Raw genomic sequence first — 21,604 nt, forward strand, 5'->3', positions numbered from 1 at the left:
CCTACGGGGCCGGGCCGGGCGCTACCGCGTGGTGCCCCCGGCCCGGCGTGCCCGGAGCGCCGAGACGCCCACCCAGCCCAGGCCCGCCACGGCCAGCAGGGCGATGACGCCCTCGGGCAGGGGGCCCATGCGGGTGGCGGGGGTGAGCGAGGAGCGCAGCGGGACCTCGTCGACGAGGGCGTCGGGGGTGAACATCCCGCTCTTCTCGACGATCGTGCCGTCCGGCCGGATCACCGCGCTGACCCCGCTGGTGACGGGGACGACGACGGCCCGCCCGTGCTCGACGGCCCGCACCTGGCTCATGGCCAACTGCTGGTAGGTCATCTCGCTGCGGCCGAACGTCGCGTTGTTGCTCGGCACGGCGATCATCTGTCCGCCGTGGGTGACGGTGTCGCGTACGGCGTCGTCGAAGGCGGCCTCGTAACAGGTCACGAGCCCCACCTTCGTCCCCGCGAGGTCGAAGACGCCCACCTCGGTGCCGGGCACGAACTCGCGCTGTACCCGGTCGACGTCCTCGCTGAAGAAGCGGGCGACCGTGCGCATCGGCATGTACTCGCCGAACGGCTGGATGTGCCGCTTGTCGTAGGTGTCGACCGGGCCCTTGTCCGGGTCCCACTCGATCAGGGTGTTGCGGAGGCTGTCGGGGCCCTTCTCCACCACTGAGCCGATGACCGTGGGGACGCCGATCTCCTTGACGGCGTCGTCGATGACGTCACGGGCGTCGGCGTTGAGGTAGGGGTCGAGGTCGGAGGAGTTCTCCGGCCACAGGACGAAGTCGGGCTGCTTCTCCTTGCCCGCCCTCACCTCCCGGGCCAGCTGCGCGGTACGCCGGGCGTGGTTGTCGAGGACGGCGCGTCGCTGGGCGTTGAAGTCGAGGCCCAGGCGCGGGACGTTGCCCTGGATGGCGGCGACGGTGGCGGTGCCGTTCTCCGCGGAGTCGTCGACCAGCGGCAGCGCGGCGAGGGCTCCGGCCACCGGGACGAGGACGCTCACGGCGGCCCCGGCGACGGCCGCGCGCGGGACCTTCCCGGTGCTCCGGTACGCCATGACCTGGCGTACCGCCTCGTGGAGGCCGAAGCCGCAGAGCACGACGGCGAAGGAGAGCAGCGGGGTGCCGCCGAGCGCGGCGAGCGGCAGGAAGGCGCTCTCGGACTGGCCGAAGGCGATCTTGCCCCAGGGGAAGCCGTCGAACGGGATGCGGGCGCGGACCGCCTCGTCCAGCGTCCAGACCGCCGCCGCCCAGACAGGCCGGTAGGCGAGGCGGGTCACCGCGGCGATGCCCAGGCACCCCACGGCGATGAAGAGCGCCTCGGCGGTGGCCAGGGCCAGCCACGGCACCGGGCCGACGTCCTCGCCGGTCCAGCGCAGCAGCGGCAGCATGAAGCCGAGCCCGGTGAGGAGGCCGAGGCCGAAGGCGGCGCGGAGCCGGCGCCCGTACAGCAACCAGCCCAGCAGCGCGAACCCGGGCAGGACGAGCCACCACAGGGGCCGGGGCGGGAAGCTCGCATAGAGCAGGAGCCCGCAGAGTACGGCGGCGGCCGGGCGGAGGAGCCGGCGCGGCAGTCCGTTGGTCCGGGGCGCCGCCGAAGGCGGCGCATCGTCGACGGGTGTCATAGTGGCGCTCACCCGCCGGAGTCTACGGTGGGCGGCTGTGAGCGGCGGCGTCGACCTGAGCGGGGCCGGGACGCGGGCGGCGGGGCCCGGCGACGGCGGCGGAGCGGGGCGATGCCGTCGGCCGGGTCAGTCGCGGGGCCGTCGGCCCGTGGCCGGCAGGTGCAGGCGTTCGCGGATGAACCGTACGGCGGCTTCCGCGTCGTCGACCGTGACGGTGAAGACGTGGCCGTCCCCGAGTCGCAGGGCCATGCCCTCGCCCTTGCGGACGACGACGGCGGTGCCCTGTTCGGGGCGCCAGCGGTAGCCCCAGCCGCCCCACTGGCGCGGGGTGATCCAGGGGACGAACTCCGCGCCCGTCACATGGCTGAGCAGGATCCGGCGGCGCGGCAGCCCGGCGTGGCCGCAGCGGACCTCCAGGCTGTCCCCGTCCACCCTGACCGCCACATGGACGAAGGCGAGGGTGCCGAAGAGGATCAGCAGTCCGGCGGCGAGGCAGCCGATCACCGACATGAGCAGCGGGGCGATGCCGGAGGTCCAGGCTCCGTCCACGGCCAGCTCGATGCCGAGCGCCACGCAGCCCGCCCCCGCGAGGGCCGGCAGCCACTGGAACCGGTTGGTGGCGCGGCCGTTCCACTCCGGGGGCGGCGCCTGGCTGGACCCGTGGGCGGCAGGCTCGGGGCGGTCCGTCATATCCAGCAGCGTAGCCGCGTCGGACCCGCCCGGCCGGGGCGGCGGGGGCCGATCGGGCTACGCGGGCCGCTGAGCGGGCCGGTCAGCGGACGGGCGCTCCGGCGGCCAGGACGCGGCCTTCCGCGTACGTCAGCGCGGCGTCGGGAAGGGTGGCGACGCGGCCGCCCTGGAGCACGGTGAGCACGCCGGAGGGTTCGGCCGTCGGGGCGGGGTCCGCCCCGATCCGGCGCAGCGCCTGGGCGGCGACCGCTCCGGCGGAGCCGTGCAGGGCGAGCGGCGGGCGGCCGGGGCGCTGGACGGCGTCGCGGATGCGGGTGGCGACCAGCTCGTAGTGGGTGCAGCCGAGGACGACGGCCCGGACGTCGGGCGGGGTCAGGGCGGCCGCCGCGGCGACGGCCCGGTCGATCCCCGACTCGTCGCCGTGCTCGACGGCGTCGGCGAGACCGGGGCAGGGGACCTCGGTTACCTCGGCGGAGCCGCCGAACTCCGCGATCAGTCCGCGCTGGTAGGGGCTGCCGGTGGTGGCCGGGGTGGCCCAGATGGCGACGGAGCCGCCGCCCGCCGCGGCGGGCTTGATCGCGGGGACGGTCCCGATGACCGGCAGCGCGGGCTCCAGCTCGGCGCGGATCGCCGGCAGGGCGTGGACCGAGGCCGTGTTGCAGGCGATGATCAGCGCGTCGGGGCGGCGGGCCGCCGCGGCGCGGGCGACGTCCAGGGCGAGGATGGTCAGGTCCTCGGGGGTGCGCGGCCCCCAGGGCATCGAGCCGGGGTCCGAGGAGAGCACCAGTTCGGCGTCGGGCCGCAGGCGGCGCACGGCGGCCGCTGCCGCCAGCAGGCCGATTCCGGAGTCCATGAGCGCGATCTTCACCCGGTCACCCTAGCCGACAGCCCTTGCGGACCCGGCTCGGTGGGGCAGACTTCGGCGGATGAGCGCCGTTGCCTGGATCGCCGTGGGTTCACTGATCGCGTGGGTGTGGCTGCTGCTGGGGCAGGGCTTCTACTGGCGGACGGACCAACGGCTCCCCCGGCGCGGCGACCCGGTGCGCTGGCCGTCGGTGGCGGTGGTGGTGCCGGCCCGCGACGAGGCGGAGATGCTGCCGGTGAGTCTGCCGTCGCTGCTGGTCCAGGACTATCCGGGGGACGCCCGGATCATCCTCGTCGACGACTGCAGCAGCGACGGGACCGGGCAGCTGGGCCGGGACCTGGCCGCCCGGTGCGGAGGTCTGCCGCTGACCGTGGTGACGCCCGGGGAGCCGGAGCGGGGCTGGACGGGCAAGCTCTGGGCGCTGCGGCACGGGATCGCGGTGGCCCGGCGCGGGAGGCCGGACTTCCTGTTGCTGACCGACGCGGACATCGCCCATGAGCCGGACAGCCTGCGCGATCTGGTGGCCGCGGCCGGACCCGAGGGCGAGGGCGGTTTCGACCTGGTGTCGCAGATGGCGCGGCTGCGCGTGGAGAGCTTCTGGGAGCGGCTGGTGGTGCCCGCTTTCGTCTACTTCTTCGGGCAGCTCTACCCGTTCCGCCGGGTGAACCGGGTCCGGTCGCGGACCGCGGCGGCGGCCGGGGGCTGCGTCCTGCTGCGCACCGGGGCCGCCGAGCGTGCGCGGATTCCGGACTCGATCCGGCAGGCGGTGATCGACGACGTGTCGCTGGCCCGTGAGGTGCGGCGCGCGGGCGGCCGGATCTGGCTCGGGCTCGCGGAGCGGGTGGACAGTGTGCGTCCGTACCCCCGGCTGGCGGATCTGTGGCGGATGGTCGCGCGCAGCGCGTACGCGCAGTTGCGGCACAGCCCGCTGCTGCTGGCGGGGACGGTGCCGGGGCTGCTGCTCGTCTACGTGGCCCCGCCCGGGACGCTGGTGGCGGGCGTGCTGACGGGCGACGCGGCGGCGGCCTGGGCGGGCGGGGCCGCGTGGGCGGTGATGACGGTGACGTACCTGCCGATGCTGGCGTACTACCGGCAGTCGCCGTGGCTGGGGCCGCTGCTGCCGGTGACGGCGGTGCTGTACCTGCTGATGACGGTGGACTCGGCGGTGCAGCACTACCGGGGGCGGGGCGCCGCCTGGAAGGGCCGCACCTACGCACGCCCGGAGGCCGCGCCCGACCGGTGACGCCGCCGGGACGCGTCCGGCCGGCCGGACGGCGGCGGGTCACTTGCGGCCGGGCGTCCAGTTCATGCCCCAGCCGTAGGCGGCGTCGATGGTGCGCTGCGGGCTGACACCCCGGTCCGGGACGAGGTAGCGGGCCTCGCGCTGCACGGTGAGGTCGCCGCCGTCGTTGGTGATGAGGGCGAGGGCGCAGACGGTGGAGGGCACGGTGCACTCGTCGAGGGAGAAGTCGACGGGCGCGCCGTTCTGCGGCTGGAGCGTGACCGTGGCGTGCAGGTCGGCGAAGCTCCGCGCGCCCTCGTAGACGGTGACGAAGATCAGGACGCGCCGCAGCAGGTTCTTGTGGTCGAGGTTGATGGTCATGTTCTCGCCGGTGGAGAGAGCGCCGGTGCGGTCGTCGCCGTCGAGGTGGATGAAGGGCGGCCTGTCCAGCGCGCCGAAGGCGTTGCCGAGTGCCTGGACGACGCCTTTGCGCCCGTCGGTGAGTTCGTACAGGGCGCAGAGGTCGAGATCGAGGTCGGCATGCATGGCGACGGCCCGTCCGAGCTTCGCTCCCCAGCCCTTGAACTGCTTGCGGACCTCCCAGTTGAGGTTGACGCGCAGGGCGCCGGAGGTGCCGCCCTGCTTGGTGAGCGAGACGGACGGGGCGCTCTTGGTCAGCGTGACCTTGGTCAGCCGTACGGGCGCGGGGGCGGGCGGAGCCGGGGCGACCGGGGCCGGTGCGGCGGGCCGGGGCTGCGACGGAGCGGCGGCGGGGGCCTGTGGGGCGGGCGGTGCGTGCTGCGGTTCGTCCACGGAGATACCGAAGTCGGTCGCCAGTCCTTCGAGGCCGCTGCTGTACCCCTGCCCGACCGCCCGGAACTTCCAGGCTCCCTGGCGCAGATACAGCTCGCCGAGGATGAAGGCGGTCTCGACCGTGGCGTCCGTGCTGTCGAAGCGGGCCAGCTCCGCGCCGCTGGTCGCGTCGGTGATCCGCACGTGGAGCCCGGCCACCCGGCCGAAGGCGCCGCCGTCCGCCGACGCCGCGATGACGACGCGCTCGATCGCGGGTTCGATCCTCCCGAAATCGACGACGAGGGTGTCGGTGACACGGTCGCCGGCGGTCTGCTTGCCCTCGTGCCGGACCGCGCCGGAGGCGTGGGAGGGCTGGTTGTAGAAGATGAAGTCCGCGTCGTCGCGGACCTTGCCCGCCACCAGCAGGAGGGCCGAGGCGTCGACGTCCGGGGCGCCGGGCGCGGCCTGTCGGCCCACCTCGACGCGTACGGTGCCGGCCGGCACCGGAACGTTGCTTCCCTTGTGCATGGTCATGGTCGCCCCCATCGCGAATCCGGCTGCCCGCAGGCATGTCCCCACAACCTAGTGCCCCGTCGCGACGGAGCGTCCCCCGCCGGTCTCGGGACTCCCCCGGCGGTTGCCGTCCGCCGCCCCGTCGCGTTCCAGGAGTCTCCGAGGCTCCTCGGTGTGGCCAGGAGGGCGACGATCGACGTCAGTCGCGGCGACCCAGGATCAACAGCGCGTCCCCGACCGGCCGTTCACCGCCGGCGTCGGACGGGTCGGTCAGCAGGCGGTCGTTCACGACCATGGCCGTCGAGCCGCCGCCGTCGAAGTTGACCGCGTCCCGCAGCCCCAGCGACCGGGCGACGGCCGCGCTCTCGGGAATGCTGAGCCCGAGCGCGTCGGTGTCGCGCCCCTCCGCCGTGACCAGCACGGTCCGTCCGGTGGCGTCGATCCCGGCCAGAGTGCGCGGGTTCCGCTTGTGCGTCCAGCCGTAGAAGAAGCTCGGGTTGTCCGCGTGCACCATGCCGTCGGCAGCCGCCGTCACATGGGCCCTGCCGTCACGGACCAGTTCGGGCCCGCCGTTGAGGATGCTCGTCGAGGGCGGCGTGGACAGCGGACGGCCGTGCCCGTCGAGCAGCCCCGTCCTCACGCGCAGGCGTTCCCCCGGCCGGGCCAGCCGCGCGAGCGCCTCGGCCCGGTCGCCGGTGGCCTGGACGGAACCGCCACCCTCCGGGAGTGCTCCGCCGCGCGGCGACCGGAGTTCCACCACCAGCCCGCGGGAGTCGAGAACGGCCTCGGCGCCCTCGCCCGCCGGAGTCCGCTTTCCGAAGTCCGCCGTGAAGGCGACGAGTTCGTCCTCGTCGTTGCAGGTCACATCGTGCAGGGGCCGTGAGGTGGGGGTGTCGTCCGCGGTGCCGCCGCAGTTCCTGACGAGGCCCGGTACCCGGTTGATCCCATCCAGCGGCAGCTTCCCGGCGCGGCCGGCGATGTGTCCCGTCCAGGTGGTCCGGACGATCCGGCTCCGGCCGTCTTCGCCGGTCATCAGAGCGGGACGCCCGCTGACCGGCTCGCTCAGTGTCCGGCCGTCGTACACACCGACTCCGGCCGGGTCCCCGGGGGCTCCGGAGCGCGGGTCGAGGACGAAGAAGCCGGAGTTGACAGCGGCCGTCGCACCACGGTCCGCGGCCAGACGGCTGGTCTTCTCGCGCTGTTCCAGATCGGCGCCGTACGACGCTTCGAGGCTGCCCCGGAACCGGCGCGGATCGATGGTGAGGACATCGACCCGCCATGGACCCCGGTCCTCGGCGTTCCCGTCCCAGCCCGTGTACGTGGCCGCCCCGGCGTGGCCCGCCGCCCTCAGCCGGCTCCGTTCGGCGTCCGCGGCGGACTGCGAGTCGAAGGCGCCCACCCGGACGCGCCAGCCGAGCGTGCCACCCGCGTAGTCGGCGACGGCCTGTGCGGTCACCTTCTCGGTCCGGGCGTCGAAGCCCCCGCCTCGCAGCACGCCCACCAGTTCCTCGGCACTCGTCCGGTCCTTCAGGGCGGTCGGCGGCGCGTCGGGGTCCGGTGACGTCCGACCGGCGGGAATGGACATCTCGACCGTCCACGGCAGCGCCGGAGCATCCGCGCCGCGCACGATGCGGGTGAGGGTGACGCCGGCCTGGAGCGTCGTCGTCGTACGCGTCTCGCTCAGGCCGGGTGCGCCGAGAGGCAGCACGCGTTCCGGTCCCGGCCCGCCGGACGTCGCCGTGGCGGGACCGGGCAGCGTGCTCGCCGCCAGCAGGACGGACAACACCACGCCTGAGCCGAGCAGTTTCCTCTTCGTACGCGCCCCGGACACCCGCATGTCCGGCACTCTTCCCTCCTGGCCTTCCGGCACTTCCACCTCTGGCACTCGTGACGTCTGCATGACGGGCGGGTTCTCCCTCATCCGGAATGGCGGAACGGATCGTTCCCCGCCGATTCGAGATCACCGGGACGACGGTCCGGGAACAACGGGGCGACCGCCCGGCGACGACGGGACGACCGCCCGGCCGGGTCGGCCGCGCGGTGGGGGCCCGTGGGGCACGACGAAGCTCCGGGACCCACCGTCACAGCACGGTCCGGAGCACCTTCGCGTAGGCGTCGGCGTAACGCGCCATGCCGAGGTCGCTGGGGTGCGAACCGTCGGTCGTCGCCTCGTCGTCGTCACCGAGGATGTCCTCGCCCCGGAGGTAGCTGAGCCCTCGCACCCCGGACCTGCGGAGGTTGCGATAGACCTCGCGGTACGCGCCCCGGCTGCCGTGGTGCCGTTCGCGGAGCGCCCCGACCAGCCACGCGTGGGAGTACGTCCGGTCCTCGGCCATCACGATCGGAGTGTGCGGGCGGGCCGCGCGGAGGCGGCGGATCAACGGCTCGCCGCGCTCGGCCACCAGTTCCGGCCCCATGTTGGGCAGACAGTCGATGACGTACACGGCGGGGTCGAGCTCCGCGAGCAGATCGGCGACCTCCGGTTCCATGAAGGCGTTGCCGGAGAACCCGAGGTTGACGGTCGGCCGCCCGAAGCGTCGGCCCAGGATGGCGGGGAAGGCCATGCCGGGCCGCGAGGCGCAGGCGCCCTGCGCGATCGACGATCCGTAGAAGAGGACCGTTCCCCTGGTCCGCGGCGCCACCGGGTGGAACGAGGCGCCGGGCTCCACTCCGATCTCCAGCGACTCGACGCCGTTGTACAGCGGCAGATACGCCGTGTACCGGCGCATCCCCGGATCGACGCCGCTCACCAGGCGTGCCTCCACGGCACGGGCGGTCGGCCTGGCCACCCCCGCCCAGCGCTCCCGGCCGCGGGAGTCCTGCGCGTAGAGGTCGAGGCCGCTCACCCCGGTGGCGGGCATGTGCGGCATCGCCAGGCTGGGCGACGTGAGGACGTAACGGGCGTACACGGCGGCGGAGTCGGTCCGGAAGCGCACCTGCATGCCCGAGGAGTTGCGGCTGAGCCGCCAGATCACCGGTCGCACGGAAGCCTCCGCCCGCGCGGGCAGCCGGTCGTAGAAGAGCGCGGTGTCCTCCCAGCCCTTGCCCTCGACGCCCCACTGCCGCACGTCCCGCCAGGTGACGCCCTCGTCGATCGTCTCCCCGGCATCCGGTGCGGCCGCGCCCGCGTCGGCCTCCGCCCTGCCGGTCCCCGGCCCGAGCACCATGGCTCCGGCACCCAGGGCCGCCAGGCCGAGAACCTGCTTCCGGTCGAGTCCCCGTCGTTCCAAGGCGTACCTCTCCTTCCACGGTCGGCGAGGCCGGCCACTCGCCCCCGCGCCGGGTGGACCGGACCCGCCAACGGTGCTGGTGGTGGAGACCACTCGTCAAGACACGTGCGGAGCCGGCCTCGGCGGGGTCGTCGCCCGGCTCCCCCGTCCGCAGCCGGAGGGGTGGGTTCCGCGGCGAACGCCCGACGATTAACAGGGGCTTTAGCGATGTTTAGGCATGTCGGCCAGATACAACCGGAATAAATCGGATAACCCGAAGATTGGGGCTCCCCATCCAGCACATCGTGGGCTTAACTTAGGTGGCATGACGTCCCCCCGCTCCACCTTCGGCGGCGGCTACCGCGCCGCGTCGTTCCCCGACACTCCGATCTACGACTCCTTGGTCGCGGAGCGGGGAACCCCTCAGATCGCCCCCATCCAGGTCCCGGCCGCCTACGACACGGGCAACAGCTACCTTCCGGCCCTGCCGTCGGCGCTGCCGGCCCTGCCCGCCGCCCCGGCGCAGCAGACCGGCTCCTACGGCTACCCGCACCAGCAGCCGATGCCGCAGTACCAGCAGGCTCCGGCGCAGCACGCGCCGATGCAGCCCGCCCAGCTGCAGCACGCGCCCGCGCCGTACATCCCGCAGCAGCCCTCGGCCGTGCGCGGCTATCCGCAGCAGCCCCAGCCGCCGCGCCCCGCGCCCGCCACCGGGTACGAGGCGATGCGCCCGGCCTCGCCGCGGCCCGCCCCGGCGCAGTCGCCGTACGAGGACCCGTACAACCGGCCGTACCAGGGCCGGGGATACTGAACCTCGATTCCGTCGTGCGGCACTGTGCGCCGGGGGGCGCACCCGCCGTCCCGCGCGCCCTGGACACGGGGGTGCCTCCGATGCCCGGCCGCACCCCGGTCCCGCCCGGCCGGTGGCCGATCGAGGGGGACGGGGGCTCAGGGGTGCGCGTGCTGTGGGAGATGCTGCGCGGGCGGTGTGATCCGCTGCGCGGTGCCGCCGACCGGCACGAGGCGTGGGTGGCGCTCGGGGCGCTGCTGCTCCTCCTGGTCGGGGCCCCGGTCGCCGGGTGGGCGGGCGGTGCGGTCGCCGACGCCTCGCTGGAGCGGTCGGTACGGGCCCAGCACGCGGAGCGCCGCGCGGTCGAGGCGGTCGTGGTGGGCCCGGCGCCCCGGCGGGAACGGTTCGGCGGCGATCCCGAGGGCGGGGTTCGACGGAGCGCGCACCCACGGGTGACGGCTTCCTGGCAGGCGCCGGACGGCAGCCCGCGCACCGGGGAGGTGGCCACCGCGTCGCGTCCCGGTCCACCGGGGTCCCCGTTGCGGATCTGGACGGACGCGGCGGGTCTGGCGGTTCCGCCGCCGATGGACGGCCGGACCGCCCGGACCCATGCGGTGCTGGGCGGCGTCGGCGCCTTCCTGCTCGCCGCCGGGTGCGTCGAGGCGGGCCGGCGGGTGGTCGTGGGGCGCATGGTGCGGCGGCGCCACGAACGGCTCGACCGGGAGTGGGCCGCGACGGCTCCGCTCTGGGGCAGGACCGGAACGGGCGGCTGACCACGGCCGCCCCGTCGAAAGCCGCGGCTCCCGGCGGGGCCGACTCGTCAACTCCCTCCCCTCACGCGCGCTACGGTGGTCCGACCCGTCCGCCTCCCCGGGGACGGACGGGCCCGAGGCATCGCACAGCACGAGGTGGGGGCACAGCAACGCCATGGCACAGGGCACGGTCCAGGTGACGCACACCGGCACATCGCGATGGCGCCGCCGCACGGGCGAGTACGCCTCCCTCTCCGCGGCCCTGGAGGCCGCGGCCGACGGCGACGTCCTCACCGTCGCGCCCGGAACGTACCGGGAGAACCTCGTCGTCCACCGCGCGGTGACGCTGCGCGGCCCCGAGGGATCGGTCGGCTCCGTGCGGATCGCGCCGGCCGACGGCGTACCGCTGACGGTGCGCGCCTCCGCCGTCGTCCAGGACCTCCACATCGAGGGCCAGGACGCGGCGGCCCCGGCACTTCTGATCGAGGACGGCACGGCGGAGCTGCGGGACCTGCGCATCGTGACGCGGTCCGCCGCGGGCATCGAGGTGCGCGGGGCGGCCCGGCCCACCGTGCGGCGGTGCACGGTCGACAATCCGGCCGGGGTGGGCATCGCCGTGCTGGACGGCGCGGGCGGCGTGTTCGAGGAGTGCGAGATCGTCTCGGCCGGCCAGTCCGGGATCTCCGTCCGCGACGGCGGGCATCCGCGGCTCGACCGCGTCCGGATCCACCACGCGTCCGGGGCGGGCATCGGCGTCATCGGCGAGGGCAGCGGGCTGGAGGCGTTCGGCTGCGAGGTGTACGAGATCAAGGGCAGCGGCGTCCAGGTCACCGCCCGCGCCTCGGCGCACCTGACCGACTGCACGGTGCACCGCACGTCGGCGGACGGCGTCACGCTGGACACCGACGCGGTGCTGACGCTCGCCGACTGCGACATCCACGACATCCCGGAGAACGCCGTCGATCTGCGGTCGCGGTCGGTGCTCACGCTGACCCGCTCCACGGTCCGCCGCTTCGGCCGCAACGGGCTCTCGGTCTGGGACCCGGGGACGCGGGTGGACGCCAACCAGTGCGAGATACACGACAGTACGGGCGACTACCCGGCGGTCTGGGTCAGCGACGGCGCGACGGTGGTACTGGACGCCTGCCGGGTGCACGACGTGCCCGACGCGCTCTTCGTCCTCGACCGGGGCTCGCGCGCCGACGTCGTGGACAGCGACCTCTCCCAGATCCGCAACACCGCCGTCTCGGTGAGCGACGGGGCGACCGCCCAGCTGGACGACTGCCGGATCAGGGAGGCGTCGACGGGCGCCTGGTTCCGCGACCACGGCAGCGGCGGCACGCTCGCCAACTGCACCATCGACGCGGCGCAGACGGGCGTCATCGTCACCAAGGGAGCGGACCCCACCATCGAGCGCTGTACGGTCACCTCGCCGGCCGAGGCGGGTTTCTACGTCTCGGCCGAGGGCCGGGGCACCTTCGACGGCTGCCGGGTGACGGGCAGCGAGGGCTACGGCTTCCACGTCATGGACGGCTGCCGCACCACCCTGAGCCGCTGCCGTACCGAGCGGTGCGCGCGGGGCGGGTACGAGTTCCCCGAGGGCGACAGCGCCGCCGGAACCGGCCCGGTGGTCGAGGACTGCACGAGCGACGAGAGCGCACTGCGGACGGCCCCGGCCCCGGCGCCCGCGGTGCTGACGGCCACCCGGACGACGCCCGGTCCGCCGGGCTCGCCGCCCGGTGGGCGTCCGGTCGGGCCCGCCCCGGAGCCGGCCGCCCCGGCGGAACCGGCGCGGGACCCCTCGGCGGTCCTCGGCGAACTGGACGCGCTGGTGGGCCTGGAGAACGTCAAGCGCGAGGTGCGGGCGCTCACCGACATGATCGAGGTGGGCCGCCGCCGCCAGGAGGCCGGGCTCAAGGCCGCCTCCGTCCGCCGCCACCTCGTCTTCACCGGCTCCCCCGGCACGGGCAAGACCACGGTCGCCCGGCTGTACGGGGAGATCCTGGCGTCGCTCGGCGTACTGGAGCGGGGCCATCTGGTCGAGGTCTCGCGGGTGGACCTGGTCGGCGAGCACATCGGCTCGACGGCGATCCGCACCCAGGAGGCGTTCGACCGGGCGCGCGGCGGGGTGCTGTTCGTCGACGAGGCGTACGCCCTCTCCCCCGAGGACTCCGGCCGCGACTTCGGGCGGGAGGCCATCGACACGCTGGTGAAGCTGATGGAGGACCACCGGGACGCGGTGGTCGTGATCGTCGCGGGCTACACCCTCGAGATGGAGCGGTTCCTCACCGTCAACCCCGGAGTGGCCTCGCGGTTCTCCCGGACCATCACCTTCGGCGACTACCTCCCCGAGGAGTTGCTGCGGATCGTCGAACAGCAGGCGGAGGAGCACGAGTACAGCCTGGCGGCGGGCACCGGGGAGGCTCTGCTGAAGTACTTCACGGAGCTCCCCAAGGGGCCCGCCTTCGGCAACGGACGCACCGCCCGGCAGACGTTCGAGTCGATGGTGGAGCGGCACGCGGGCCGGGTCGCCCAGTTCGCCGAGACGAGCACGGACGACCTGACCCTGCTCTACCCGGAGGACCTCCCCGAACTTCCCTTCTGAAGCCGGGACTCGGCCTGCCGGGGCACCAGCGGCCCCAGTGCGTCGAGGAGATCGGCCCGTGCCTCGGCGAAAGCGGGGTCCGCCTGGTAGTCGGAGTGGCCGAGTATCGGCTCGGGCAGCGGGAGCTTCGTGGTCCGCCCGTACCCCTGCGGGTCCTTCAGGGGGCCCCGGTCGACGCCCGGGTCCGGGTCGGCGCAGATGCGGACGGGTCCGCCGATCGGGTCGGTCGCCCGCCACAGGTTGCGCCAGCAGTGCACCGAGCGGTGCAGACCGAGCAGCGGCTCGGGGCCGAAATAGGCCGGGAACCACCGTCCGTACAGCCGCTCCAGGGGCGAGCCGTAGGTGAGCAGCGCGACTCGGCGGCGGGTCGCGTCGGGCAGCTGCCAGACGGCGGACGCGGCGAGGACGCTGCCCTGCGAGTGGCCCGAGATGACGAGCCGGCCGCGGGGGGTGGTCGCCGTCCAGGCGGACATCCGGGAGGCGAGGTCGGGGACGGCGCGCTCGGCGTAGCACGGGGGCGCGAAGGGGTGGGCGGCGCGCGGCCAGAAGGTGCCCACGTCCCAGAGGATGCCGATGGTGCGGCGGGCCGAGGCGTCCTTGTAGGCGCGTCGGCCGCCGGCGACGAACAGGATGAAGCCGAAGCCGATCAGCCAGGAACCGGTCGACTGGGCGGCGTCGGCCAGCGATTCGAGGAGCGGCCCGGCGCCGTCCGCGGCCCGGCCCGGCACCTCGTCGCTGCGCCAGGAGCCGACGACCGCCCCCGTCCCGAGCAGCAGGGTGGCGGCGGAGACCACGCCGACGATCCAGGGCGCGGAGTCGGTGAGGGCGGCGGCCGCGCGGATCCGGGCGATGCGGCGGGTCCGGCCCTCGTCGGCCGGTTCAGGGGCGTACTCCGCCTCGACGACCGGGCCGAGGCGGCGGGCGGTGCGCGCGGTGCGGACGATCAGGAGCACGACCGGGACGAGCAGGAGCAGCAGGAGCACCGGGATGACGGACGCCTGCCAGCTGAGCAGGACCGGCGGACCGGGGATGTCGGTGTCGTGGCCCATGCCCGGAGTGCCGGGCCCGTCGAGCCAGTCGGCGACACGCTGGGCCACGCCGCCGGTCATCACACCGGCGAGGGCGCAGGCGAGCATGGCCACGGTGGGACCGCCGAGTCCGCGCAGGACCGTGCGGGGGCCGGGGGTGCGCCGGTGGAGGACGCGGGCCACCACGGCGAGCGCGACGACGAGAAGGCCCTGGCCGAGCGCCAGGAGCCGGAAGGTGGTCTCGCCGGGCAGGCTGCCCGAGGACTGCCAGTCGGGGCGCGACCAGGAGGCGTGCACGACGGCGAGGGCGAGCAGCGCCAGCGCGGAGCCGGGCAGACAGGTGATCAGGGCGGCGTCCAGGCGGGTGTCCCGGATCCGTTCGCTGCGTCCCCGGCGGCAGACGACGGCGATCGTGACGAGCGCGCACACGGCGATGCCGGCCTCGACGACCGCGCCGAAGAACGCCGGCACCGGCCCGTCGGCGCCCCGGTCGTGCCGGGCGGCGGCGCCGACGACGGCCGCGGCGACGGTCAGGAACCCGGCGGCCGTGTGGGCGGCGCGGAGCCGGGCGACGATCCGGCGGCCGTACCAGAAGCCGGGCCTGCCGAGCGCGGGGCGGACCGGTACGGTCGGGCGCGGGCACCCCTCGGCATCCGGCTCGGGCGCGCCGGGACCGTGGGCCTCTTCCGAGCCGAAGGGGTCGCTCTCGTCGAAGTCCTGTTCGTCCAGCGGGCGTTGGGACTCGTACGCGCTCCAGGTCCGGTTGGAGAGGTACCACAGCAGGCCCACCAGGGCGGCGGGCACGACGGCGGCGACGGCGAGGCGGCGGCCGGGCTGGGACCACCAGCCGCCCTGACGCTCCGACAGGAAGCCGAGCCAGGAGCGTCGTCCGGCACAGGCATCGGCGCCCGCGCACTGCCAGGCCACCAGGTCCAGGGCGACCTCGCAGGCGGCCGCCGTGAGAAGCACGGTGAGGCTGAGCGCGAGAAGCCGCACGAGGACGCCGTACAGCCGGACCGCGCGGCTGCGGCCGGTGGCGGCGGGGCGCATCCAGTGGGCGAGGTTGACCACCATGAACGGCAGGAGCAGGAGCCACAGCGCACGGGAGCTGTTGCCGGAGGTGAGGCCGGACCAGCAGTACGCCTCGGCCACCGGCTCGTCCCGGTAGCGCTCGGGGTGCTTCTCCCCGTCGACGTCCTCGGAGCGCCGGTACACGGCGGCGGTCCCGTCACCGGTGACCCGGACCGTGCGGGGGTCGTCCAGCATCTCCTGCGGGGTGGTGCCGCCGACGCCGTGGACGAGCAGTTCCAGTGCGGTCCCGGTGTGCTGCGGGGACGGGAAGGTCGGAGACGGGGACGGGGGCGGAGGCGGGGCGGCAGAAGCCAAGGGGAGAACTCTTTCTCGGGCGTGTCGGCCTCACCGGCCGACGAGGAGGTGCACAGGAGCGGTGGACGCGGGGCGGGGCTCCGGGCCTGCGCCCCGCCGGCGGTCCGGACCCAGGATTCCGGGTGCGGCGCGGGTGCGTGAGCGGTCTCACGGAATCTCCCCGGGTGATACGTCGGACATGCGTGCGTGGCAGGATGAGCGTGTCGCGCAGACCGCTGCGGACCGTACAGCAGAGGGAAGGACCGGGCCCCGCGTTGAGCGAGAATCAGAACCTGCTCGCGGAGCAGCGGCGTGCGCTCATTCTCGACGAGGTGCGCAGGCGTGGCGGGGTCCGGGTCAACGAACTGACCCGCAAGCTGAATGTCTCCGACATGACGATCCGCCGGGATCTGGACGCGCTGGCCCGTCAGGGTGTCATCGAGAAGGTCCACGGCGGCGCGGTCCCGGTCGTCGAGGCGAGTACGCACGAGCCCGGTTTCGAGGCGAAGTCGGCGCTGGAGCCGGGCGCCAAGGAGGAGATCGCGGGGGCGGCGGCGGCGCTGGTGGCTCCGGGCAGCGCCATCGCGCTCTCGGGCGGGACGACGACGTTCGCACTGGCCCGGCGGCTGGTGGACGTGCCGGACCTGACGGTGGTGACCAACTCGGTGCGGGTGGCCGACGTGTTCCACGACGCGCAGCGTCCGGCCGGGGGCGGCGGCGCGCGTCCAGGGGCGGCGACGGTGGTGCTGACGGGCGGGGTGCGTACGCCGTCGGACTCGCTGGTGGGGCCGGTCGCGGACCGGGCCATCGGCTCCCTCCACTTCGATGTGCTCTTCCTCGGCGTGCACGGGATCTCGGCCGAGGCCGGACTCTCCACGCCGAATCTCGCGGAGGCGGAGACCAACCGCCGCCTGGTGCGGGCGGCACGCCGGATCGTGGTCGTGGCCGATCACACCAAGTGGGGCAAGGTGGGCCTGAGTTCCTTCGCCGCGCTGGAGGAGGTCGACACGTTCGTCACGGACGCGGGCCTGGCTCCTGAGCTGCGCGCGGAGATCGGCGAGCATCTGCCGGGGCTGCTGGTGGCGGGCGACTCCTCCGCCGGGCCGGCCGGCCTCCCGCCCGCGCCGGAGGTCTGACGCGGACCACGCGGGTTCCGGTCCGCGCGCCGGGGGGCCAGGCCCTGAGGAGTGTCCGGCTAGGATCGCGGAGTGGCCGTCTTCCGGATCGAGCGCTTCTCCCCTCTCCCCGCCGCCGAGGCGTGGCGTCGGGTGACCGACTGGGAACGCCATGCCGCGCAGGTGCCGTTGACCTCGATCTCGGTCCCGACCGGGCTTCCCTCACGGCTCGGCACCGTCTTCGTCGCCCGTACGGGAGTGGGCCCGCTGGCGTTCGACGATCCGATGGAAGTGGTGCGGTGGACGCCGCCCGCCGGGGGCCGGGCCGGGGTCTGCCGACTGGAGAAGCGGGGGGCCGCGGTGCTCGGCCGGGCCTCGATCGACGTACTGCCCACGGGTTCCGGTTCCCACGTGGTCTGGGTCGAGGAGCTGCGGGTGCGGCTGGTGCCCCGGCTCGGCGACCCGCTGCTCGCCTCGGCCGGGCGACGGATGTTCGGCAGGGTTCTGGACGCCCTTCTCGCCTCCCCCGGCGACACCCTCGGGTGACACGGGGAGGTCCGGTCGATCCTGACCGGCTCCGCGGGGCATCTCCGAGCGCGGGGCGGCCCGCACGGGCGGGGCCTGTCGGCCCTCCCCGTACGGCGGCGTCGGTGCCCCCGTACCGATGACTCCGATGCCGCCGTACGGAGTGCCCCGGCGGTCGCGCGCGCCGACCGGTGCCAGACTCGGACAGATGACGGATCGTGACGACGGCTCTGACGACAACTCCGGCCACCTGAGGCTTCCCGACGCTCCGGTGCGGTCCGACGGATCGGTCCCGCGCTGCCTGGTGACCGGGGCGACCGGTTACATCGGCGGACGGCTGGTGCCCGCCCTGCTCGAATCCGGGTACCAGGTGCGCGCCCTGGCGAGAACACCGCAGAAGCTGCGCGACTACCCCTGGGCCGACCGGGTCGAGGTGGTGCGCGGCGATGTCACCGACGCCGACTCCCTGACCGAGGCGATGCGGGACGTCGACGTGGCGTACTACCTGGTGCACGCGCTCGGTTCCGGTGCGGACTTCGAGGAGACCGACCGCCGGGCGGCCCGGAACTTCGGGGAGCGGGCGCGGGCCGCCGGGGTGCGCCGGATCGTGTACCTGGGCGGGCTGACCCCGTCCGGAGTGCCGGAGAGGGATCTGTCCCCGCATCTGCGCTCGCGGGCCGAGGTGGGGCACCTCCTGCTGGACTCCGGTGTGCCGACGGCGGTGCTGCGCGCGGCGATCGTGATCGGCTCGGGTTCCGCCTCGTTCGAGATGCTGCGGTACCTCACCGAGCGGCTGCCGCTGATGATCACCCCCAGCTGGGTGCGGACCCGCATCCAGCCGGTGGCGGTCCGGGACGTCATCCGGTACCTCGTGGGATGCGCGGCGCTGCCGGCCGAGGTGAACCGGGCGTTCGACATCGGAGGACCGGACGTCATGACGTACCGGGACATGATGCAGCGCTACGCGCGGGTGGCGGGGCTGCGGCGGCGGCTGATCCTGCCGGTGCCGGTACTCACCCCGACACTCTCCAGCCGCTGGGTCGGCCTGGTCACCCCGGTGCCCAGCTCCATCGCCCGGCCGCTCACGGAGTCGTTGCGCCACGAAGTGGTCTGCCAGGAGCACGACATCAAGGAGTACGTCCCCGATCCGCCGGACGGGACCATCGGCTTCGACCGGGCGCTGCGGCTGGCCCTGAAGCGGATCCAGGAGGCGCGGGTCGACACCCGCTGGTCCAACGCCTCGGTACCGGGTGCGCCGAGCGACCCGCTGCCCACCGACCCGGACTGGGCGGGCGGCAGCCTCTACCGCGACGAACGGGAGCTGGCCGTACCGGTCGGGCCTGAGGCGTTGTGGCAGGTGATCGAGGGCATCGGCGGGGAGAACGGCTGGTACTCCTTCCCGCTGGCCTGGGCGGTGCGCGGCTGGCTCGACCGGCTCGTCGGCGGGGTGGGGCTGCGGCGCGGCCGGCGGGACGCCCAGCATCTGCGCGTGGGCGATTCACTGGACTTCTGGCGGGTGGAGGAGATCATTCCCGGCGAACTGCTGCGGCTGCGGGCCGAGATGCGGGTTCCGGGGCTCGCCTGGCTGGAGCTGTCGGTGCGCCGCGACGACCGGGGCCGGACGGTGTACGGACAGCGCGCCCTGTTCCATCCGCGCGGGCTGTCCGGCCACGCCTACTGGTGGAGCGTATGGCCCTTCCACTCGGTGGTGTTCGGCGGCATGGCCCGCAACATCGCCAAGGCGGCCGCGGAGGAGGAGAGGCGCCAGGGGCCGGCGTCCGGCAGCGATACGGACGACTGACGGTGCGGCCGGGATGTGCGGCCGGGATGTGCGGCCGGGCAAGCCCCGAGATGTGCCCGGCCCACACGCCGCGGACTGCCGGAGGTGTCCGCGACGGGCATCCGGCTCCGGACCGTCCTCCACGGGGCGGCGGCAGCTCCCTGTGGTCAGCAGGGCCAGGCGCCGGTGGCGAGGAACGTGTCGATGGCGGCGGTGTACGGGGCGATGTCGAGGCCCTGCTCCTCCAGCCAGGAGTCGGAGTAGTACTTGTCCAGGTAGCGGTCGCCCGGGTCGCACAGCAGCGTGACGACACTGCCCTGTTCCCCCTGCTCCACCATCTCGGCGATCAGCTTGAACGCACTCCACAGGCCGGTGCCCGTGGAGCCGCCCGCCTTGCGGCCGATGGCCTGCTCCAGGGCGCGGACGGCGGCGACGCTGGCGGCGTCCGGAACCTTCATCATGCGGTCGATGGCGCCGGGCACGAAGCTGGGCTCCATGCGCGGGCGGCCGATGCCCTCGATGCGCGACCCCTGGTCGCTGGCGGCGAGCGGGTCGTGGTTGGTCCAGCCGTCGAAGAAACAGGAGTTCTCGGGGTCGGGCACGCAGACGCGCGTGTCGTGCTGGAGGTAGTGGACGTAGCGGGCGATGGTCGCCGAGGTGCCGCCGGTCCCGGCGGTGGCGACGATCCAGGCGGGCTCCGGGAAGCGTTCCAGGCGCAGTTGCTGGTAGATCGACTCCGCGATGTTGTTGTTGCCACGCCAGTCGGTGGCGCGCTCCGCGTAGGTGAACTGGTCCATGTAGTGTCCGCCGGTCTCGGCGGCGAGCGCGGCGGACTGCTCGTACATGGTGCGCGAGTCGTCCACGAAGTGGCACTGCCCACCGTGGAATTCGATGAGGCGGCACTTCTCGGGGCTGGTGGTGCGCGGCATCACGGCGATGAACGGGACGCCGATCAGCTTGGCGAAGTACGCCTCCGACACGGCGGTCGAGCCGCTGGACGCCTCGATGACCGGCTTGCCCGGCCGGATCCAGCCGTTGCAGAGCCCGTACAGGAACAGGGAGCGGGCGAGACGGTGCTTCAGACTGCCGGTGGGGTGCGTCGACTCGTCCTTGAGGTAGAGGTCGATGCCCCACCGCTCGGGCAGCGGGAAGCGCAGCAGGTGGGTGTCGGCGGAGCGGTTGGCGTCGGCCTGGACCTTGCGGACGGCCTCCTTCAGCCAGGCCCGGTACTCCGGGTCGCTGCGGTCGACGTCGACGGTCGCCCTGGCCCTGTGCCCGGCTGCGATTTCCGTGGTGTCCATGGGCCCGCTCCTGTGGGTCGCACTGCTCTGTCGTCGCTCCGGGACCATGCGTGTGGCGGTCCCGGATCCTGCTTCCACGATAGGCGCGCCACCTGCGCAAACGATTACTTGGAGGGCCCATAGCCCTGCCTTTGGGCACCGCGCCGGGTGCTGCTGCGACGGGCGGTGCGCACGGGTTCCGACGCCCTTCCGGGCCCTCTGGCGGTGCGGCTCCCGCCCGTGCACACTGCACAGCAGGAGAGGTGACGAAGGGGGGCGAATCCGCGATGGCGGATGTCGAGTTCAGTGCGTCGGGGGTCAGGATCGAGCGGTTCACCAGATCGCTGACCAGGGCTGGTCAGGTGGTGGTGAAGGACGGGCGGCTGTCGCTCCTCACGAGCAGCGGGCGTGAGATCGACAGTGCACCGGTGGGTACGGTCAGCGCGCGGAAGTGGTGGTTCATCGCGGCGGATTCCGTCATCGCGCGGGTGAACGGGGTGCGCTATCGGTTGACGATGGGGCAGCGCAGCCGCAGACGGGACGGCGCGGCTCCGCTGCGGCGCTTCCTGGAGGCACTGCGCAGCGCGCGCGGCCGCCGGGACTGAATCGGCCGGTACGGAGACGGCGGGCCGGTTGCCGGGTCGCCGGGCTCCACCGCGAGTTGCGGAGCCGCAACCCCTGGGCCACGCTGGTCCCATGTCACTGAAGGTGCACTCTCGGTGACAGGGCGATCCGCTCCGCGGACCGGGTCGCGCGACACGAGCAGATACGACAGGAGCAGAGCGGATTCGGCAGTCGGTCGTCCGCCGTCGCCGTTCGTCTCTCTTCTTCCGGACCTAATTCGGGGAGTCGCAGCCGTGATCAGCGAGCCAAGCAGGCACTGCACGGTGGCGCTCCAGGCCATGCCGTCGCGGATCGGTCAGGTCCGCAGGATCATCTCGGCGCAACTGCGCTACTGGCATCTCGATCCTCTGATCGACCAGGCGGCCCTGGGCGTCACCGAGCTTCTCACCAATGTCCACCGGCACGCACAGCCGGACAAGTCATGCACCGTCGACATCGAGCTGCTGCTCGACCGGCTGACGGTCTCCGTCCACGACCACGATCCGCGACTGCCCACGGTGAACGAGGCGGATTCGTTCGCCACGTCGGGCCGGGGTCTGGCTCTGATCGCCGCCGTCAGCGAGAGCTGGGGCGTGCGGCCGGTCGGTACGGCGGGGAAGGCCGTCTGGTTCACCCTGTCGGCGACCACCGGCGCCTCGACGCTGCCGCCGCTCGCGGTCTACGGGTCGATGACCGACGGGCCGTTCGGGTCCGTCCCCATCGCTCCCGACGACCTCTCGTCCCTGCCCGCCCGGTCGGCCGTCGTCGGCTGACCGGGGCGGACGGGAACGGCGCGGCGGCGGGCCGAGCGGTCGGCGGGGCGCGCTCCTCCCCGTACGGTGCTCGGGGGACAGCC

The 21,604-nt window shown here is 73.9% G+C and carries 17 protein-coding genes; 9 read left to right on the plus strand and 8 right to left on the minus strand.

All coding sequences use genetic code 11. The annotated features are described in order from the left end of the window. Positions 1–21 precede the first annotated feature (21 nt). From lnt to QFZ71_RS01175, 3 genes are all read right to left on the minus strand, one after another. Entirely contained in the window at positions 22–1,614 is a 1,593-nt protein-coding gene (gene lnt / locus QFZ71_RS01165; protein WP_307671306.1) for an apolipoprotein N-acyltransferase, read from the minus strand. Between the two features lie 126 nt (positions 1,615–1,740). Then, a complete protein-coding gene (locus tag QFZ71_RS01170; RefSeq protein WP_307666366.1) occupies positions 1,741–2,304 on the minus strand; it encodes a hypothetical protein in 564 nt (187 codons plus the stop codon). A gap of 82 nt (positions 2,305–2,386) precedes the next feature. Beyond that, complete coding sequence (locus QFZ71_RS01175) at positions 2,387–3,172, minus strand: glutamate racemase (protein ID WP_307666367.1); 786 nt, start codon at positions 3,170–3,172, stop codon at positions 2,387–2,389. A gap of 58 nt (positions 3,173–3,230) precedes the next feature. On the opposite strand from QFZ71_RS01175, the gene QFZ71_RS01180 reads away from it, so the two are divergent. Then, entirely contained in the window at positions 3,231–4,412 is a 1,182-nt protein-coding gene (locus tag QFZ71_RS01180; protein ID WP_307666368.1) for a glycosyltransferase, read from the plus strand. Positions 4,413–4,451: 39 nt separating this feature from the next. Here the strand turns inward: QFZ71_RS01180 and QFZ71_RS01185 are convergent, their stop codons facing one another. The 3 genes from QFZ71_RS01185 to QFZ71_RS01195 all read right to left on the minus strand — a co-directional run bounded on the left by QFZ71_RS01185 (position 4,452) and on the right by QFZ71_RS01195 (position 8,926). Then, on the minus strand, positions 4,452–5,729 hold the full coding sequence (locus tag QFZ71_RS01185; RefSeq protein ID WP_307666369.1) for a TerD family protein: 1,278 nt from the start codon (positions 5,727–5,729) through the stop codon (positions 4,452–4,454). Positions 5,730–5,895: 166 nt separating this feature from the next. Next, complete coding sequence (locus QFZ71_RS01190; protein ID WP_307671307.1) at positions 5,896–7,533, minus strand: phosphodiester glycosidase family protein; 1,638 nt, start codon at positions 7,531–7,533, stop codon at positions 5,896–5,898. Between the two features lie 244 nt (positions 7,534–7,777). Beyond that, positions 7,778–8,926: an SGNH/GDSL hydrolase family protein gene (locus QFZ71_RS01195; RefSeq protein ID WP_307666370.1), complete on the minus strand. Its 1,149-nt coding sequence runs from the start codon at positions 8,924–8,926 to the stop codon at positions 7,778–7,780. 304 nt (positions 8,927–9,230) lie between these two features. Between QFZ71_RS01195 and QFZ71_RS01200 the strand changes: the two genes are divergently transcribed. The 3 genes from QFZ71_RS01200 to QFZ71_RS01210 all read left to right on the plus strand — a co-directional run bounded on the left by QFZ71_RS01200 (position 9,231) and on the right by QFZ71_RS01210 (position 13,052). Next, the gene (locus QFZ71_RS01200; RefSeq protein WP_307666371.1) at positions 9,231–9,716 is read left to right on the plus strand and encodes a DUF6643 family protein; all 486 of its coding nucleotides are present in this window, start codon (positions 9,231–9,233) and stop codon (positions 9,714–9,716) included. 161 nt (positions 9,717–9,877) lie between these two features. Next, positions 9,878–10,468 carry a hypothetical protein gene (locus QFZ71_RS01205; protein ID WP_307671308.1) on the plus strand — a complete coding sequence of 197 codons (591 nt, stop codon included), beginning with the start codon at positions 9,878–9,880 and terminating at the stop codon, positions 10,466–10,468. Positions 10,469–10,622: 154 nt separating this feature from the next. Further along, positions 10,623–13,052, plus strand: coding sequence for a right-handed parallel beta-helix repeat-containing protein (locus QFZ71_RS01210; RefSeq protein ID WP_307666372.1), 2,430 nt, complete (start codon positions 10,623–10,625; stop codon positions 13,050–13,052). On the opposite strand, the gene QFZ71_RS01215 is transcribed toward QFZ71_RS01210, so the two are convergent. Continuing rightward, positions 13,019–15,466: a hypothetical protein gene (locus tag QFZ71_RS01215; RefSeq protein ID WP_307666373.1), complete on the minus strand. Its 2,448-nt coding sequence runs from the start codon at positions 15,464–15,466 to the stop codon at positions 13,019–13,021. The two genes, QFZ71_RS01210 and QFZ71_RS01215, sit on opposite strands and share 34 nt — an antisense overlap. A gap of 254 nt (positions 15,467–15,720) precedes the next feature. Between QFZ71_RS01215 and QFZ71_RS01220 the strand changes: the two genes are divergently transcribed. The 3 genes from QFZ71_RS01220 (at position 15,721) to QFZ71_RS01230 (ending at position 18,886) form a co-directional block, all read left to right on the plus strand. Further along, complete coding sequence (locus QFZ71_RS01220) at positions 15,721–16,581, plus strand: DeoR/GlpR family DNA-binding transcription regulator (protein ID WP_307666374.1); 861 nt, start codon at positions 15,721–15,723, stop codon at positions 16,579–16,581. Between the two features lie 72 nt (positions 16,582–16,653). After that, positions 16,654–17,106 (plus strand): SRPBCC family protein, encoded by a 453-nt coding sequence (locus QFZ71_RS01225; protein WP_307666375.1) that lies wholly within the window; start codon positions 16,654–16,656, stop codon positions 17,104–17,106. Between the two features lie 187 nt (positions 17,107–17,293). After that, a complete protein-coding gene (locus tag QFZ71_RS01230) occupies positions 17,294–18,886 on the plus strand; it encodes an SDR family oxidoreductase (RefSeq protein WP_307666376.1) in 1,593 nt (530 codons plus the stop codon). Positions 18,887–19,032: 146 nt separating this feature from the next. Here the strand turns inward: QFZ71_RS01230 and QFZ71_RS01235 are convergent, their stop codons facing one another. After that, positions 19,033–20,166 carry a PLP-dependent cysteine synthase family protein gene (locus QFZ71_RS01235; protein ID WP_307666377.1) on the minus strand — a complete coding sequence of 378 codons (1,134 nt, stop codon included), beginning with the start codon at positions 20,164–20,166 and terminating at the stop codon, positions 19,033–19,035. Positions 20,167–20,432: 266 nt separating this feature from the next. On the opposite strand from QFZ71_RS01235, the gene QFZ71_RS01240 reads away from it, so the two are divergent. Together QFZ71_RS01240 and QFZ71_RS01245 are read left to right on the plus strand one after the other, a co-directional pair. After that, positions 20,433–20,750 (plus strand): hypothetical protein, encoded by a 318-nt coding sequence (locus QFZ71_RS01240; RefSeq protein WP_307671309.1) that lies wholly within the window; start codon positions 20,433–20,435, stop codon positions 20,748–20,750. Between the two features lie 252 nt (positions 20,751–21,002). Then, entirely contained in the window at positions 21,003–21,521 is a 519-nt protein-coding gene (locus tag QFZ71_RS01245; RefSeq protein ID WP_307666378.1) for an ATP-binding protein, read from the plus strand. Positions 21,522–21,604 lie beyond the last annotated feature (83 nt).

Source organism: Streptomyces sp. V2I9, assembly GCF_030817475.1.
GTDB lineage: Bacteria > Actinomycetota > Actinomycetes > Streptomycetales > Streptomycetaceae > Streptomyces.

Excerpts from the sequence above, each read along its gene's own strand:
- QFZ71_RS01170 (WP_307666366.1), bottom strand. The coding sequence starts at position 2,304 with ATGACGGACCGCCCCGAGCCTGCCGCCCACGGGTCCAGCCAGGCGCCG.
- QFZ71_RS01240 (WP_307671309.1), top strand. The coding sequence starts at position 20,433 with ATGGCGGATGTCGAGTTCAGTGCGTCGGGGGTCAGGATCGAGCGGTTC.
- QFZ71_RS01180 (WP_307666368.1), top strand. The coding sequence starts at position 3,231 with ATGAGCGCCGTTGCCTGGATCGCCGTGGGTTCACTGATCGCGTGGGTG.
- lnt (WP_307671306.1), bottom strand. The coding sequence starts at position 1,614 with ATGACACCCGTCGACGATGCGCCGCCTTCGGCGGCGCCCCGGACCAAC.
- QFZ71_RS01205 (WP_307671308.1), top strand. The coding sequence starts at position 9,878 with ATGCTGCGCGGGCGGTGTGATCCGCTGCGCGGTGCCGCCGACCGGCAC.
- QFZ71_RS01190 (WP_307671307.1), bottom strand. The coding sequence starts at position 7,533 with ATGCGGGTGTCCGGGGCGCGTACGAAGAGGAAACTGCTCGGCTCAGGC.
- QFZ71_RS01185 (WP_307666369.1), bottom strand. The coding sequence starts at position 5,729 with ATGGGGGCGACCATGACCATGCACAAGGGAAGCAACGTTCCGGTGCCG.
- QFZ71_RS01235 (WP_307666377.1), bottom strand. The coding sequence starts at position 20,166 with ATGGACACCACGGAAATCGCAGCCGGGCACAGGGCCAGGGCGACCGTC.
- QFZ71_RS01230 (WP_307666376.1), top strand. The coding sequence starts at position 17,294 with ATGACGGATCGTGACGACGGCTCTGACGACAACTCCGGCCACCTGAGG.
- QFZ71_RS01210 (WP_307666372.1), top strand. The coding sequence starts at position 10,623 with ATGGCACAGGGCACGGTCCAGGTGACGCACACCGGCACATCGCGATGG.
- QFZ71_RS01200 (WP_307666371.1), top strand. The coding sequence starts at position 9,231 with ATGACGTCCCCCCGCTCCACCTTCGGCGGCGGCTACCGCGCCGCGTCG.